This is a genomic window from Acidovorax temperans (assembly GCF_006716905.1).
Classification (GTDB): Bacteria; Pseudomonadota; Gammaproteobacteria; order Burkholderiales; family Burkholderiaceae_C; genus Acidovorax; species Acidovorax temperans.
Genome location: NZ_VFPV01000005.1, coordinates 107,576 through 123,966, shown reverse-complemented (window position 1 = coordinate 123,966; position 16,391 = coordinate 107,576). Strand labels below are relative to the sequence as shown.

The following is a 16,391-nucleotide window of genomic DNA, read 5'->3' as shown; positions in this document are numbered from 1 at the left end:
TCAAAATTTATACATATTTGCATTTTTTGTCTATATATAAAATTTCCGTTACTATCCTCCCGTCGCACTACGGTGCCTCCAAACGGCAGGCACGAGCGATGCATACCGCTGTTTCACCCCAGCCGAAACACATCCATTGCGCGCCCCAGCGATTCGGCACCGTCCTTGAGGCCCTGCGCCGCCGCCGTGGACTGCTCCACCAACGCGGCGTTCTGCTGCGTCACCGTGTCGAGCTGGGTCACGGCCTCGTTGACCTGGGCGATGCCCTGCGACTGCTCGCGCGTGGCGCTGCTGATCTGCTGCACCAGCGCGCTCACGCGTTCCACCGCGTCCACCACGCCGCGGATGGTGGTGCCCGCGTGGTCCATCTGCTGGGCGCCGCTGGCGATCTGGTCGACCGTCTCGCCGATCAGGCCGCTGATCTCCCTGGCCGAGCTGGCGCTGCGCTGGGCCAGCGCGCGCACCTCGCCTGCCACCACGGCGAAGCCCCGGCCCTGCTCGCCCGCGCGCGCGGCCTCCACGGCGGCGTTCAGGGCCAGCAGGCTGGTCTGGAAGGCGATGCCTTCGATCACGCCCACGATCTCGCTAATCTTGGCGGACGAGTGTTTCATCTGCTGCATGGCCGCGCCCAGATCCTGCACGGCCTGGCCGCCGAGCGAGGCGACCTCGCTGCTCTGCGCGCTCTCCTGCGAGACCTTGGCCGCCGTCTCGGCCGTCTGCAGCACGGTGCTGGCCAGCTGCTCCATCGACGCGGCGGTCTCCTCCAGGCTGCTCGCCTGCGATTCGGTGCGCGCCGACAGGTCCAGGCTGCCGCGCGTGATCTCGGCGGCCGACCGGGTGAAGTTGCCGACCTCGGTGCGCACGTCGCCCACCACGGCGCGCAGGTTCACCTGGGTCTGCTGCAGCCGCTGCATGAGCGCGCCCAGCGGCTCGGGGTAGTCCGTGCCGACCGAGGTCGCGAGGTTGCAGGCCGAGATGTCGGACGCGAAGCGCGTGGCATCGTGCAGCCCCTGCAGCACCGTGGCCTGGAAGCGCCACAGCACCCAACCAGCCCCCAGCACCAGCAGCGCCACGCGCGCGCCCCAGGCCGCCGCGCCCTGCAGCCCGAGCATGTCGGGCACCAGCGCCAGCAGCACCAGCACGGCCAGCATCAACGCCATGCGGGGCAGCAGCGCCATCTGCGCCAGGCGCTGGCGCCAGCCGCGCAGGCCGTGGTAGCGCACGCTGCCCGCCTCCAGCGAGAAGCTGCGGGAGCCTGCGTCCGCCTCGCGGCGCATCTGGGCATACAGCGCCTCGGCGGCGGCGGCTTCGGCGGCGCTGGGCTTGGTGCGCACCGACATGTAGCCGCGCGGCTTGCCGCCTTCCAGGATGGGCGTGACGTTGGCGCGCACCCAGTAGTGGTCACCGTTCTTGCGGCGGTTCTTGACCAGGCCCGTCCAGGGCTCGCCCCGGCCGATGGTGCGCCACAGGTCCTTGTAGGCCTCGGCGGGCATGTCGGGGTGGCGGATGATGTTGTGGGGCTGGCCGATGAGCTCGTCGTAGCCGTAGCCGCTCACGCGCACGAAGGCCGGGTTGCAGTGGGTGATCTCGCCTTTGGTGTTGGTGCTGGACACCAGCAGCTCGTCGCCGGAATAGTCGAAGTTCTGCTGGGTCACCGGCAGATTGATGCGCATGGAGGCTCCCTGGTGGGCCCGCGCCGGTCGCGGGCTGCACGGCTTGCTAACGGCTGACCGCGCCAAATGGATGTTGATACCTAAAGCGTGAGAAACCCAGGCACTGCAACCCTATGAAAACCATGACACGGATTAGGAAGCCCCAGTCCGCACGGCAGTGGACTTGCAACGCCTGCCTTATGCGTAGCCGTGCCCACAGCGCAGATGCTGGATCACAGTGGTGATGCGCTGGAAGACTTGGGCTTAAACGAGCGCTAAGCTTGCCGGGGTGAAAACGGCCATATTGACTAGCCCTCCACGCTCTGGGCTCCCAAGATGCGGTGATGGAAAGCATGGCGGTGCAACTCGCGAACAGAAGCTCGCTGTGCACCTTCGAGGTGATGCCACTGCACAGGATTGTGGTGCGCAACTGTGCATGGCGGGGTAAAAATAGGCGGTTGCGGGCATTCCCGCTCACGCACTTCCTGCAGGCATTGGCGCAGCAAACCCATGGCGTAGAGCCTCCTTACGAGATCGCCTTGACGAGTTCCGGCACGGCCGTGAACAGGTCGGCCTCCAGGCCGTAGTCGGCCACGCTGAAGATGGGGGCCTCGGGATCCTTGTTGATCGCCAGGATCACCTTGGAGTCCTTCATGCCAGCCAGATGCTGGATGGCGCCCGAGATGCCTGCGGCGATGTAGAGCTGCGGCGCCACGATCTTTCCCGTCTGGCCCACCTGCAGGTCGTTGGGGGCGTAGCCCGCGTCCACGGCGGCGCGCGATGCGCCGATGGCCGCGCCCAGCTTGTCGGCCAGGGGCGTCATGACTTCGGTGAACTTCTCGGCGCTGCCAAGGGCCCGGCCGCCCGAGACGATGATCTTGGCGGCGGTGAGCTCGGGGCGGTCGTTCTTGGTGACTTCGCGGCCCACGAAGCTGCTCTTGCCCGCATCGGCCACGGCTGCGGCGGCCTCGACGGGGGCGGAGCCGCCCGTGGCGGGCGCGGCGTCGAAGCCCGTAGTGCGCACGGTGATGACCTTCACGGCATCGCCCGACTGCACGGTGGCGATGGCGTTGCCCGCGTAGATGGGGCGCTCGAAGGTGTCGGCGCCCACCACCTTGGTGATGTCGCTGATCTGGGCCACGTCCAGCTTGGCGGCCACGCGGGGCGCCACGTTCTTGCCGCCGGCGGTGGCGGGGAACAGGATGTGGCTGTAGTTGCCGGCAATGGCCAGCACCTGGGCGGCCACGTTCTCGGCCAGGCCGTGTTCCAGGCCGGCGGCGTCGGCGTGGATGACCTTGGCGACTCCGGCGATCTGCGCAGCGGCAGCGGCTGCGGCACCGGCGTTGTGGCCGGCCACCAGCACGTGCACGTCGCCGCCGCAGGCGGCCGCGGCCGCGACGGTGTTGAGCGTCGCGCCCTTGATGGACGCGTTGTCGTGTTCAGCAATAACGAGTACCGACATTTAGATCACCTTCGCTTCGTTCTTGAGTTTCTCGACCAGGGCAGCCACGTCGGCCACCTTGACGCCTGCGCCGCGCTTGGCAGGCTCGGTCACTTTCAGGGTTTTGAGGCGGGGTGCCACGTCCACTCCCAGGTCTTCTGGCTTGACGGTGTCCAGCTGCTTTTTCTTGGCCTTCATGATGTTGGGCAAGGTGACGTAGCGGGGTTCATTCAGGCGCAGGTCGGTGGTGATGACGGCGGGCAGGCTCAATGCCAGGGTTTCGAGGCCGCCATCCACTTCACGGGTCACGCTGACTTTGTCGGCAGCCAACTCGACCTTGCTGGCGAAGGTGGCCTGGGGCAGGTCTGCCAGGGCGGCGAGCATTTGGCCGGTCTGGTTGGCGTCGTCGTCGATGGCTTGTTTGCCCAGGATGATGAGCTGGGGTTGTTCTTTGTCGACCAGGGCTTTGAGGAGCTTGGCCACGGCCAGGGGCTGCAGTTCGGCGTCGGTTTCGACCAGGATGGCGCGGTCAGCGCCGATGGCCATGGCGGTGCGCAGGGTTTCCTGGCATTGGGCCACGCCGCAGGAGACTGCGATGACTTCGGTCACCAGGCCTTTTTCTTTCAGGCGCACGGCCTCTTCAACGGCGATTTCGTCAAAGGGGTTCATGCTCATCTTCACGTTGGCGATGTCCACACCCGTGTTATCCGACTTCACGCGGACCTTCACGTTGTAGTCCACCACGCGCTTGACAGGGACAAGAATTCTCATATGTATCTCCTTTGGAATGAGTAGCAGCTTTTTCCTGACTGCCTTAGCCTTGGGAAAGGCCGGTCTTCGTTCGCCAGCGGGCCAGGAGCTCCAAGGCCTTCTTCTGCGCGACCTCGTGCTCGCGCGCCTTCACATGGCCATAGCCTCGCACTTGCTGGGGCAAACGGGCGAGCGCCAACGCCTCGTTGAAGTTGTTGCTGTTCAGGTCTTTCAGCAGGTCTTCAACCAAGGCCTCGAATTCGTCGATTGCCGCACGTTCCTCCCGCCGCTCCCGAGTCCAGCCGAACGGATCGAAAACTGTTCCGCGCAGGAACCGCAAACGGGCCAGGAGACGGAAGGCCGTCTGCACCCAGGCGCCGTAGCGCTGCTTGACTGGACGGCCTTGCGCGTCGCGGCGCGCCAGCAGCGGCGGTGCCAGGTAGTAGCTCACGGTGAAATCACCTTCGAAGCGCTCTTGCAGCCGGGCGAGGAAATCACTGCTGGTGTGCAGGCGAGCAACTTCGTATTCATCTTTGTAGGCCATCAGCTTGTAGAGGCTCATCGCGACCTCGCGCGCGAGGCGCTCTCCCCCGACACGCGCCTTCTCGACATCGGAAACACGCCGCACGACCGCCGCGTAGTGCTGCGCGTAGCGTGCATTCTGGTAGTCGGCGAGCCGCTCCGTGCGATCGGCCAGAATGCTCGCAAGAGACGCTGTTCTGCTCGGCATCAGCATCACCTTCTCGTCGGAAGGCAGCCCGGCCGCAAGGCGCACCGCAGCAGGATCCAGCGCAGCCTGGCGTCCCCAGGCAAACGCTGCGCGGTTCATGCCCACCGCGGCGCCGTTGAGTTCGATGGCGCGCAGCAACGAATCCTCTTGCAGAGGCACCCAGCCTTTTTGCCATGCAAAGCCCAGCAGGAATACGTTGGTGGCCACAGCATCCCCCATGAGGGCGACCGCCAGGCGGGAAGCCTCCAGAGACTCTACCTGGGCAGCGGCCGAACCGACCCGCTCGAGCATCGCATCGGGCGACGCCTGCCAGTCGGGATCCCGTGTAAAGCTGCCCGTGGGGGCCACGTCCGTATTCAACACGGCGCGAGTGCGCCCGGACGCCATGGAAGCAAGCGCATCTCCGGCCGCGGCCACCATCAGGTCGCAGCCGAGCACCACGTCCGCCTGTCCGCGCGCTACCCGCGCGGCATGCAGTTGGACGGGATCCGCCGCCAGCCGCACATGGGACATCACGGCCCCGCCCTTCTGCGCCAAACCTGCCATGTCCAGCACCAGCACCCCTTTGCCCTCGAGATGCGCGGCCATCCCCATGAGGGCACCGATGGTCACCACGCCGGTGCCGCCGACCCCGGCCACCAGAATGTTCCAGGGGCGTGCCAAGACTGGCAGCTCGGGTCGCGCCATGCCGGTAGGCGGCGCCACGCGGTCACGCTGGGGCTTTCGCAGTTCGGCGCCATCGAGCACCACGAAGCTTGGGCAGAATCCGCGCACGCAGGAGAAGTCCTTGTTGCAGCCGCTCTGATCGATCTGCCGCTTGCGCCCCAAGGGCGTTTCCAGTGGCAGGATGGAGACGCAGTTGGACTGCACGCCGCAATCGCCGCAGCCTTCGCACACGGCCTCGTTGATGACCACTCGACGCGCCGGATCGACCAGGGTCTTCTTCTTGCGCCGGCGGCGCTTCTCGGCCGCGCAGGTCTGCGCATAGACGATCACCGACACCCCCTTGACGTCGCGCAGCGCACGCTGCAGCGCGTCCATGCCGTCACGGTGCGACACCTTGACATCCTTGGGGAAGTCGTCCAAGGCCTGAAAGGCCTCGGGCTCGTCGCTCACCAGGTGCAGTTCCTTCACGCCTTCGGCGGCAAGCTGCCGCAGCAACTGGGGCACCGAAGGTGCGCCTTCGACTGGCTGACCTCCCGTCATGGCGACAGCATCGTTGACCAGCAGCTTGTAGGTGATGTTGACACCGGCAGCCACGGCAGCCCGGATGGCCAGGGAGCCCGAGTGCATGTAGGTTCCATCGCCCAGGTTGGCGAACACATGTGGCGTATCCGTGTAGGGCGCCTGCCCTATCCACGGCACCCCTTCGCCGCCCATCTGGCTGAAAGTTTCCGTGCGGCGATCCATCCACATCGACATGTAGTGACAGCCGATCCCCGCCAGCGCGCGCGACCCCTCCGGCACCTGGGTGCTGGTGTTGTGGGGACAGCCCGAACAAAAGTAAGGAAGCCGCTGGGGCACAGGCGCATCGGATGGGGAACGAGTTGCCACCACCGCCTGACGCTCCAACCACACCCGCACCGACTCCGGCAGCACGCCTTGCCCGTACACCTTTACTAGGCGCGCAGCGATCACATCAGCGATGCCGGCTGGCGTGAGCTCGCCATTGGGCGACAGCAGGATGCCGCTGCTGGGAACCTGAACCCATTCGCCCGATTCATCGTATTTGCCGACCACGCGGGGGCGATGGGGTTCGTTGTAGAGGTGCTCCTTGATCTGGTATTCGAGTACCTGGCGCTTTTCCTCCACGACCAGTATTTCGTCGAGGCCCTGTGCGAACTCAACCACGCAGGTGGGTTCCAAAGGCCAGACCACGCCGATTTTGAGCAGGCGCACACCCAGCGCCTGTGCGGCCGCCTCGTCCAAGCCCAGCAGCGACAGCGCCTCGCGCACGTCCAGGTAGCTCTTGCCGGTGGTGCAGATACCCAGGCGTGCGTCCGGGACTGCCCAGTCCTGGCGATTGAGTTTGTTCAGGCGCACGTATTCGAGCAGTGCATACAGGCGCTCGCGCTGCAGCCGGTTCTCCTGCTCCAGCGGAGGATCGGGCCAGCGGATCGAGAAGCCGTCGGCGGGAACCGGGTAGGACTGTGGAATCTTGATCTCGACCGACATCGGATCGATGTCGAACGACGACGAGGACTCGACCGTGTCGCTGATCACTTTGAAGCCCACCCAGCATCCGGAGTAGCGCGACATGGCGTATCCGTGGAGTCCGAATTCGATGAATTCGTGTACTCCCGAAGGATGCAGCACCGGAATCATCGCAGCGATGAATGCATGCTCGCTCTGATGCGGCAGGCTGGATGACTTGCATGCGTGGTCGTCTCCCGCCACCAGCAGCACGCCGCCATGCGGAGCGCCACCCGCGATGTTCCCGTGCTTGAAGACATCGCCACTGCGGTCCACGCCCGGTCCCTTCCCGTACCAGAGGGCGAACACGCCATCGACCCGTGCCTTCGGATCCAGGCTCACCATCTGCGTGCCCCAGACCGACGTTGCCGCCAGCTCCTCGTTGAGACCGGGCTGAAAGCGCACCTTGTGCTTGTCCAACAGCGCCCGGTTCTTCCACAGCTCCTGGTCTACGGCGCCCAGGGGAGAGCCACGATAGCCGGAGACGAAACCTTCGGTATTCAACCCGGCGGCCTCGTCACGCGCCTTTTGCGCCAGCAGCAGCCGAACCAGCGCCTGCGTACCGTTCATGTAGACACGGCCGGCGGGCAATTCGTACTTGTCCGCCAGGGAAACGGGAGGGGTCATGGGGATATCTCCAGGTTGCTCGCGCAACCTTTTATTTAAACATTTATCTATATTTTGTTCATATTTATGGCATAGTCAAATTCAATTTTTGAACCCCAGGTATTTGCCTTTCCAATGACAATCGGTCTGCCTGCCCTGCCGCGCTTCACGCTGCGCCAACTGCACTACTTCGTGGCCGTGGCGCGCTGCGGGCAAATCTCGGCTGCCGCAACAGAGATCGGCCTGTCGCAGTCGGCCATGACCCTGGCGATCGCGGACCTGGAACAGGCCATGGGCACGGCCTTGCTGGATCGCGGACGCCAAGGCGTCACCCTCACCTTGCAGGGACAAGGCTTTCTGCAGCACGCCGAATCCGTTCTGCGCATGGCCAACGAGGCGGCCCGCTTTCCGATACATGGGCGCGACCTCCACGGGAAGCTGGAAGTGGCCGCGACCTACACCGTCCTGGGGTACTTCCTGTTGCCCGCCCTCGCGCGTTTCTGCGAGCTGTATCCCCGGATAGAACTCTCGCTCGAGGAAATGCCGCGTAAGGACATCGAGGTCCGCCTGGCGAGCGGCCAACTGGAAATGGGCGCACTTTTGCTGTCCAACCTGGAAGCGCCGGAGCGCCTGGAAACCCGCGTCCTGGAAAGGTCCAGGCGTCAGCTCTGGATGGCTGCGGGCCATGAATACGCGGGCCGGGGGAGCGTGAGTTTCGAAGAACTTGCGGCGCTCCCCTACATCCTGCCCATGGTGGACGAAGGCGACCGCAATGCCCGGCGGTACTGGGCCGACGCGGGGCACACACCCCACAAGATTATCCAGACGTCTTCCATGGAGGCGCTGCGCGAGATGGTCGCTCTCAACCTGGGCGTGACCATCCTGTCGGACATGGTGTTCCGGCCATGGTCCCTGGATGGGCGGCGCATCCACGCCGTTCCCATGGACGCACGGCTGCCGGTCATGGAAGTCGGCCTGGCCTGGTCCGCAGGCCGTGCATTGAGCCCCTGCGCAGCAGCGCTGGAGCAGTTCCTGGGCCGATCATTCGCTAACGGCGCACAGGCAACGGCAAGAACCTAGATATGAACTATTTTTTAATTTCTGCCTACAATCTGCCAGATATTCTGCATAACCAGGAGACAGTACATGCTTATCGATTTGAGCCACAAGCGCGTCATCGTGACGGGCGCCTCGCGCGGAATTGGCCGGGCCATTGCCCGTGCCTTTGCTAAAGAAGGGGCCCGCGTTGCGGTCTGCGCCCGCACGCAGGCCGACATCGAAGCGGTGGGAGCCGAACTGGCGACGACGGCGCAAGCCGTGATCGCGCGCGCGGTCGACGTCACCGACACCGCGGGCGTGAAAGCCTTCGTGGATGAGATCGCAGCCGCCTGGGGCGGCGTGGACGTCCTGATCAACAACGCGGGCCAAGGCCGCGGCGGCAACCTCGACACCCTCACGCCAGAGCAGATCCTGGAGCACGCCAACGTGTTGCAGATGGGCCATTTCCGCTTCATCCAGGCCGTGGTCCCGCACATGCGAAAGCAGCGCTGGGGGCGCATCGTCGAGATCAATGCGCTGGCCGGCACCCAGATCACCCCGGACGGCATCCCCTCCGTGGTGAACCGCGCGGGCTGCATCGCCATGTCCAAATCGCTGGGCATGTCGCTGCCCAAAGACAACATCCTGGTCAACACCCTCAACATGGGCTGGATCGACACCGGGCAGTGGGACCGCCACTACCGTGAGATGCCGCCCGGCACGCCGCGCGAGGAATTCGACGCCATGGTCCTCAAAGTTGTCCCCCTGGGGCGTTTTGGCAAGCCGGAAGACGTCGCCGGCATGGCGCTGTTCCTCGCAAGCGACTACGCCAGCTTCATCAGCGCGGCCTCCATCGACATTGCCGGCGGCATGGGCGGACAGATTGCCTACTACCCGACCCTCAAAAGGGACTTCGGCGCGGCCATGGCCTTGCGCTATCCCAGCCCGGACACCCAAGCCTGAGGCCCGGCTACGTGAACGAGGCCAAACGACACCTGCAAGGCAAGGTCGCCGTCGTCACCGGCGCATCGTCAGGTATCGGCGAAGCCATTGCCCATGAGCTCAGCGCCGCGGGCTGCAGCCTGGTGCTGACCGCGCGCCGCGCCGAGCGCTTGAATGCGCTGTGCGCCCAGCTCCCCGGCCCGGCAGTCCCCCTGAGCGCAGCGATCGATGAGCCCGCCACGGCGCAGGCTCTGCTGGAGTTGGCCCACCGAACCTACGGCCGCGCCGACATCCTGGTCAACAACGCCGGCATGCTGGTCACCGGCACACTCGAAACCATCGATCTCGATGGCCTGATGCAGATGACGCGCACCAACTACGATGCCGTGGTCCGGACTTCCTATGTGTTTGCGCGCGCATTCAAGCAACAGGGCGCGGGCGCCATCATCAACGTGTCCAGCGTGGGGGCATACCTGAGCCATTCTTCCATGGGCGTGTACGCCGGGTTGAAGCAGGCCGTCGAGGTGTTCAGCACTGCGCTGCGTGTCGAACTCAAAGGCAGTGGCGTGCGTGTGGGCACCATCGCGCCCGGCACCACGGAAACCGAGATCTTTGACCGGCTGCGCGCCTCGGGCCAGCCGGTCCGGGCGGACCAGACACCGGCCCTACAGTCGTCGGATGTCGCGTCCGCCGTGCGTTACATGCTCGAGCAGCCAAAGCACGTTAGCGTGGCGCGCATGCTGATGGTCTCGTCTTCGGAATCAGTCTGAAACGCCGACTCCCGTGCTGGCGGCCCAGCGCGGAAGTCGGCAAGCGGGCTGCGTCATCCCTGTTTGTACTTGGCCAGCAACTCGGGCTCGAGCAGTTCTTCGGGCGTCCGTACGCTCGGGCCGAGGATCGGGCCCACCACTTCATGACCCCAGATGCTAAGCTTCTCGGGATTGAGTTCGAAGCCGTCGTCATGCCAGGGTTCGAGCTCGGTGATGGTCTCGAGTGCAAAGCCGCCCGGCGAGAAATGGTAGAAGGAAGCGTGCGGATCTTGAGAGTGCTGTCCCAGCGTCATCATCATCGGGATCCCGCGCTGCTTCACGATGTCGTAGGTCTCGCCGACGTCGCGCAGGCTTTTCACAAACAGGCCCACATGCTGGACACCCATCTTCCCAGGCCCGTATCCATAGGCGATATCGTGGCTAGTGTAGCTGTTGAGCTTGGAGCGGTAAAACGCCGTCTGGCCCTTGCCGGCCCCTGGGCCGTAGTAATGGAAGCCCATCAGCTTGACGAAGAAATCCTGCAGTTCGGGTGGCCATTGCGGAGTGATCACGACCAGATGCCCCAACCCCCGCACGCCGGCCACGAAGCCCCCGTGAGGGCGGCCTGGCGTGAAGGAACGGGGCATCCATTTTTGACCATGGAACATCTCATGCTGGTAGCCGACCGGGTCACGAAAACGGAACACTCCCTTGACGCCACGCTGCTCGCACAGGGCCGCATCGCCCATGGTGACTTCCACGCCGTGTTCCTGGAATCGGGCAAACGCCGCCTCGAACTCGATCTTTCCCTTGGCCTCCCAGCCGATGTAGGCCAAGCGATCGATCTTGCCGGGATGGAAGGCAAACCGGTGCCGCCGATCGTCCGTGCGGAAGTAGAGAGAGTCCGGATCTGACGCCGGAGACTGGCCAACCTGAAAACCCATGACCTGCGGTCCATACTCCCGCCATTCGTCCACCTTGGTTGTCTCGAAGCCGAGGTATCCAATACCTATGATGTCCATGTTGATGCTTTCCCGTAAGCTAAAAAAACCGATGCCCCGCAGAACGAGTCATCGGCGACAACCAGCCATGGGATGCGCCAGCGCCCGCCGACGGCAGACCCTGCTGCCCCCCGGCCAATCACGACTGAATCGCTTCGATGACCAGCGCTTCCGCGGGGCAGGCCGCGGCCCCTTCCCTCGCCTCCTCCTCAAGCCCGCCAGGGATGAGCTCGGATTCGACATATACCAAGCCGTTTTCATCCAGCTTGTACACCTCGGGGCAGAGTTGGGCACACAGCCCGTAGCCGCAGCAACGACCGCGATCCACGATCACTCGAAGTGTGGGGGTTTTCCCGTGGGTACTCATAATTTTCCTTTCGATGCAGCGGGTTCGATGTTGCTGCGCGTACAGACATATGCACATTATTCGATAAAGTGTTGATTTTTACTTCAGGGTTCTCCCTAAACCGCCCTTCGCGCCCCCACACTTTGCACCTGCGCGCAACGACCCACGAGCCGACCCGGTACTCCCGTCCCCACAGGACGTCCCTGAACAGACGTACGATAGATAAAACTCCATACAGAATGCACTTCGCCACTTAGAATGCCCGCTGCTGCAGACAGGTGGAAGTTTTGTGACGCCCCCTCGTTCCAACACTTCCGAGGCAGTGACCTGCATTCAATTGACCACTGGACAACATGGAATCCGTTGTGACCGAAGACAGCTCCGCGCCGGGCAAAGCTCCGACTTTGGCCGACAACTCCAAGAAATCAGGATCGAGCCACGGCGTCATCGTGAAGCCCGTGGTGAATGCCATCGGAGTCCTTCGATACCTCGCGCACAAGGGGGCTCCTGAGCGAGCAGCGGACATAGCGAGGCACCTGGAAATCAATCCAAGCACCTGCTTCAACATCCTCCGAACCCTGGTCTCGGAAGATGTCGTCGATTTCAATCCGCTGTCCAAAACGTACTCTGCAGGCCTTGGGCTGGCTCGCTTGGCAGAGCAGTTGGTGACACAGGGCCAGCGCGTCCAGTTGGCATTGCCGCTCATGCGCGAACTTGCCATCGCGCGCGGAATCACGGTCACGCTCTGGCGCCGGATGGGCAATGACAGGATCGTGCTCGTCAGCTCCGAATCCAGCCCTACGGATCTGCACATCTACATGCCGCTGGGCCAGCGCCTGCCTGTCCTGATGGGGGCCAGCGGCCGGCTTTTCGTTGGGCAGATGAATCTCTCTGAAAACGATCTGCGCGCTGAATTCGCCCGTATTCGCTGGGCACGCGCGCTATCGTTTGAGGAGTATTTGGAACAGGTTCACCTAGCTCAACGCCACGGATGGGCCGTTGACGACGGGTATTTCTCCGACGGCGTCCTTGCGATCGCCGCCCCTGTGCGCGACACCACGCGCAGCATTGCCTACACCGTTTCGGCTGTCATGATCCGCAGCCAGCACAGCGATGCCGAAGTACGGATCAAGGCGCTTGGACAGTCGCTGAAGGAATTGGGCACCCGGCTGGAATCTGTGCTTTTTTGAGACCCAGGCCTGGAAAACAGGCTCAAACACCAGCCACCACTGCAGCCATGCCCCAATCCCGCATCTAGCGGCGGCTGCTCACGTTCGCACGAGCCCACAAGGCTCGCCCCCCAAGTGATGCGCTGAAATCTAGCGGAAGCCGTGAGACATCAGTGTCCAAAAATCGCTCGCCATAGGGGGCGTGTGGGCATGCAGATGACCAACATGACTGGGCTGGTGGACAGCGGCATCGGCGAAATGCCACAGCACAGCAACAACCACCGCAAGGCTCGAGACGGTCGTAAAGATCAAGGAAGGCATTTTGTCTCCATGGTTCGATCCTCTGATGGCAGGACGGCTGTGCACACAGGAAATCAAAGGCACTTTTTCCATAAATGTACAAATTCCAACTTCCTGCGTCAAAACAGAAAGCGCTCCATGCGCCTCTTTCCGCTCAAAACCAGGGAAAACACCGATCCCAACCCAATCCAGCAGCCTGGGACGCGACGACCGCCTGCCCCACTCCACTGGGCCGCTCCCGCCCTTGATCAAGGACCTCTCCGTCACCAGCACTACCCGCCCCAGGCGCGCATTCATGCGCATCGCCTGCGGTCCGTCGGGACCTGTAAGTACAGCCCAAGCCAATCAGGACAACAGAAAGGAATGGCCAGCCAGGGTGAACCCCAATACCCAAAGCAGCGCGGGCCGATCAGAATCAAAAAATTCTAGATACAGAATTTAATTCTTTATACAAACTATGAAGAAGGCTCCAGCTTGGGTCACGGCGCTCATGCTCATGTGCTTTTTGGCGGGTGCCGATGCATCCGGGGCCGCCGGCTTCCCGGAAAAACCCATCAAGGTCGTGACTCCCTTCACGCCGGGTTCGGCCCCAGACGTCTACACCCGAGCCCTCGCAAGCGAGATGTCCAAAGCTGCAGGAGTGCCTGTTGTGGTCGAAAACCGCCCTGGCGGCAGTTCCGGCATTGCGGCGCAATTGATCGGTTCGGCGAAACCCGATGGATACAACCTTCTGATCTCGGGGAACGTGGCATTCACCGGCAACCCCCACGTGATCAAGAACCTGCCCTACGACCCAGTCAACGGCTTTGTCCCTTTGACGACACTCTCCAAGGGCCCGATGTACCTGTATGTCAATCCGGACAAGGTCAGGGCGGCATCTGCCAAGGAGTTCCTCCAGCAGATCAAGAGCAATCCAGGCCGGTTCACTTTCGGCTACACGAGCATCACCAGCCGCTTGCCCGCCGAGGTACTGCAGCAGACCGCCGCAGTGAAAGTGGTAGGGGCAGCCTATCGCAGCGGCAACTCGATGATGCCGGATCTGATCAGTGGAGAAATCGACTTCATGTTCACCGACTTTTCGGCCTGGACTTACGTCAGTTCCGGAAAAATCAAAGCACTGGCCGTGACCGATGAAGTCCGCAGCCCATTCGCACCCGACCTGCCAACCTTCCGTGAAAGCGGAATCGATGGCATGGACATAGGTTTCTGGCTGGCAGCCTATCTGCCAGCCATGACTCCCGAGCCGATCGTTCAAAAGATGTACCGCTTGCTGGTTCAAGCCAATGAGACGCCGGCAGTGCAAGCAGCCATGAAGGCATCGGGCACGTTAGCGTTCATCCAGCCCCTGGGCCAGCTTGGGAAATACCAAACAAAAGAACGTGATCTATGGGGAAAGATCATTAGGGCCGCAGGCATCCAAGCCGAGTAAGCGGCTGGATCTCATGAAGAGCACCATCAGATGCACACCTCTTGTCAGCCTTTTACCACTGGTTGGTTTCCAGGCTCCGGCCCAGAGCACGGTGAAATAACCTGGCGGGACCCAACCCGCAGGGATACCCTGGACTATCCGTCAGCAATGGCCGCCTCCGTCGAGTGCAACCTGCGGGAACAGCACGCGCTGGACACTGCGGGCGTCGGCATCGTCTTCATCCGCCAACGTGTCATTGTCCGCTGCAACCGGCGATGCGCGGACATTTTCGGATACCCAGACGAGCACGCGCTGGTCGGCGTGGGCAGCGAGCAACTGCATCCCAGCCGAGGCGACTTGCGCAGCCTTGGGCGCGAGGCCTACACCACGCTCAGCGCGGGCCATGCCTATCGCACACAGCGTCGCCTAAGGCGCAAGGACGGCAGCCTGTTTTGGGGAGAGCTTACGGGCCGCCTCATTAACGCCGACAACCTGCACGAGGGCTCAATCTGGATCGTCAGTGACATGGGGGAGAACCTGCTCGCGCAACAGGCCCTGAATGAAGCGCACGAGCAGTTCAAGCAGCGGCCTCAGCGGGGGCTCAGGGCCACCGTGGAGAACCTGCACCGCGAAATCACCGACCGCAAGCTCGACCAGGAGCGCATTTACTGGATGGCGCACTACGACGCGCTCACGGGCCTGCCTAACCGAACACTGCTGGCCGAGCACACCGAGCGAGCCATTGAATTGGCCCGAGCCAGCGGCAGGCAACTGGCAGTGATGTTTCTCGATCTCGACCATTTCAAGCACGTCAACGACTCGCTGAACCACCGCGTCGGCGATACGCTGCTGATTGAGTTTGCTCGAAGGCTGCGCACAGTCGTGAACCAGTGTGACACCGTGGCACGCATCGGCGGCGACGAGTTCGTGCTGCTCCTACCCAACGCCAATGCCCAGGGCGCCGAGCGCATCGCCGCCAAACTGCAGAAGGCATCGCGCCTGACGTATCGGATCGACCACCACGAGCTCATGATCGCCCCCTCCATCGGGATCGCGCTGTATCCCGATGACGGCCATGACATTGACTCCCTGACCCAGGCCGCCGACACGGCCATGTACCACGCCAAGCGGGCCGGCCGCGACACCTACCGCTTCTTCACGCCGCAGATGCAGGCCCAGTCGCGGCGCGCGCTGCAAGTGGAAAACGCGCTGCGCCGCGCACTGGATCGCAACCAACTCTCGCTGCACTACCAGCCCCAAGTCACGCTACGCACCGGCCGCGTCCACAGCGTGGAAGCCTTGCTGCGCTGGGACCATCCCGAACTGGGCCGCGTCTCGCCGGCCGAATTCATCCCCATCGCCGAGGACAGCGGCCAAATCCTGCAGATCGGCGAATGGGTGCTGCGCACTGCCATGCGGCAATTGCAGACGTGGCGCCAGGACGGACTGCGCGATTTGAAGGTGGCCGTGAACCTCTCTGCCATTCAGTTCCGCCAGCCGCAACTGCCTGAAATCATCAACTCCATACTGCAGGACACCGGAATCCCTCCCGATTCGCTGGAACTGGAGCTGACCGAGGGCGTGGCCATCAATGATCCGCACCAAGCCGCTGCCACGATGGACAAGCTGCGAGCCCGCGGTGTGCGCCTGTCGATGGACGATTTCGGCACTGGCTACTCTTCCCTGAGCCAGCTCAAGCGCTTCCAGATCTACAAGCTCAAGATCGACCAGTCCTTCGTCCAGGATCTGGATCGGAACAACAACGATCGTGCCATCGTCAGCGCCATCATCCGCATGGCCCAGGCCCTGGGCATGCAGACCACAGCCGAGGGCGTGGAAACCGAAGCGCAACTGGAGTTCCTGCGCGAGGAGGGCTGCGACGAAGCCCAGGGCTACCACTTCAGCCGCCCGCTGCCGTCAGGTGAACTCGGACAGTTCCTGCGCAGCCAGCCTGGATGGCTGCCATAACGCCTCCGGAAAAGGCGTGCAATTGCGGCACCAACCCCAAGAAAACAAAGCGTGGCAAGCGCATACAGCTTCCAAATTAATAGCAAAAAATCACTTTG

Annotated in this window: 13 protein-coding genes; 6 read left to right on the top strand and 7 right to left on the bottom strand. The window is 63.2% G+C overall.

The features are described from left to right. Positions 1–113: 113 nt before the first annotated feature. From BDD18_RS21505 to BDD18_RS21490, 4 genes are all read right to left on the bottom strand, one after another. Positions 114–1,673 (bottom strand): methyl-accepting chemotaxis protein, encoded by a 1,560-nt coding sequence (locus BDD18_RS21505; protein WP_142085824.1) that lies wholly within the window; start codon positions 1,671–1,673, stop codon positions 114–116. 505 nt (positions 1,674–2,178) lie between these two features. Then, positions 2,179–3,114, bottom strand: a complete 936-nt coding sequence (locus BDD18_RS21500) for an electron transfer flavoprotein subunit alpha/FixB family protein (protein WP_142085821.1) — start codon at positions 3,112–3,114, stop codon at positions 2,179–2,181. Continuing rightward, entirely contained in the window at positions 3,115–3,864 is a 750-nt protein-coding gene (locus BDD18_RS21495; RefSeq protein ID WP_142085818.1) for an electron transfer flavoprotein subunit beta/FixA family protein, read from the bottom strand. Positions 3,865–3,907: 43 nt separating this feature from the next. After that, positions 3,908–7,393: an indolepyruvate ferredoxin oxidoreductase family protein gene (locus BDD18_RS21490; protein ID WP_142085816.1), complete on the bottom strand. Its 3,486-nt coding sequence runs from the start codon at positions 7,391–7,393 to the stop codon at positions 3,908–3,910. Between the two features lie 114 nt (positions 7,394–7,507). Between BDD18_RS21490 and BDD18_RS21485 the strand changes: the two genes are divergently transcribed. From BDD18_RS21485 to BDD18_RS21475, 3 genes are all read left to right on the top strand, one after another. Beyond that, a complete protein-coding gene (locus BDD18_RS21485) occupies positions 7,508–8,452 on the top strand; it encodes a LysR family transcriptional regulator (RefSeq protein WP_063460645.1) in 945 nt (314 codons plus the stop codon). 66 nt (positions 8,453–8,518) lie between these two features. Then, on the top strand, positions 8,519–9,373 hold the full coding sequence (locus BDD18_RS21480; protein ID WP_063460646.1) for an SDR family oxidoreductase: 855 nt from the start codon (positions 8,519–8,521) through the stop codon (positions 9,371–9,373). 11 nt (positions 9,374–9,384) lie between these two features. Next, the gene (locus BDD18_RS21475) at positions 9,385–10,122 is read left to right on the top strand and encodes an SDR family oxidoreductase (protein ID WP_063460647.1); all 738 of its coding nucleotides are present in this window, start codon (positions 9,385–9,387) and stop codon (positions 10,120–10,122) included. Positions 10,123–10,175: 53 nt separating this feature from the next. Here the strand turns inward: BDD18_RS21475 and BDD18_RS21470 are convergent, their stop codons facing one another. Further along, entirely contained in the window at positions 10,176–11,123 is a 948-nt protein-coding gene (locus BDD18_RS21470; RefSeq protein WP_142085814.1) for a VOC family protein, read from the bottom strand. 118 nt (positions 11,124–11,241) lie between these two features. Further along, positions 11,242–11,469: a ferredoxin gene (locus BDD18_RS21465; RefSeq protein WP_060985465.1), complete on the bottom strand. Its 228-nt coding sequence runs from the start codon at positions 11,467–11,469 to the stop codon at positions 11,242–11,244. A gap of 332 nt (positions 11,470–11,801) precedes the next feature. Between BDD18_RS21465 and BDD18_RS21460 the strand changes: the two genes are divergently transcribed. After that, a complete protein-coding gene (locus tag BDD18_RS21460; protein WP_082836396.1) occupies positions 11,802–12,638 on the top strand; it encodes an IclR family transcriptional regulator in 837 nt (278 codons plus the stop codon). A gap of 129 nt (positions 12,639–12,767) precedes the next feature. Here BDD18_RS21460 and BDD18_RS21455 read toward each other — a convergent pair whose 3' ends face one another. Next, the gene (locus BDD18_RS21455; protein WP_142085812.1) at positions 12,768–13,214 is read right to left on the bottom strand and encodes a hypothetical protein; all 447 of its coding nucleotides are present in this window, start codon (positions 13,212–13,214) and stop codon (positions 12,768–12,770) included. A 160-nt stretch (positions 13,215–13,374) separates the two neighbouring features. On the opposite strand from BDD18_RS21455, the gene BDD18_RS21450 reads away from it, so the two are divergent. Next, positions 13,375–14,346, top strand: coding sequence for a Bug family tripartite tricarboxylate transporter substrate binding protein (locus tag BDD18_RS21450; RefSeq protein WP_142085810.1), 972 nt, complete (start codon positions 13,375–13,377; stop codon positions 14,344–14,346). 147 nt (positions 14,347–14,493) lie between these two features. Then, positions 14,494–16,293: a putative bifunctional diguanylate cyclase/phosphodiesterase gene (locus tag BDD18_RS21445; RefSeq protein WP_142085808.1), complete on the top strand. Its 1,800-nt coding sequence runs from the start codon at positions 14,494–14,496 to the stop codon at positions 16,291–16,293. The last annotated feature ends 98 nt before the right edge of the window (positions 16,294–16,391 follow it).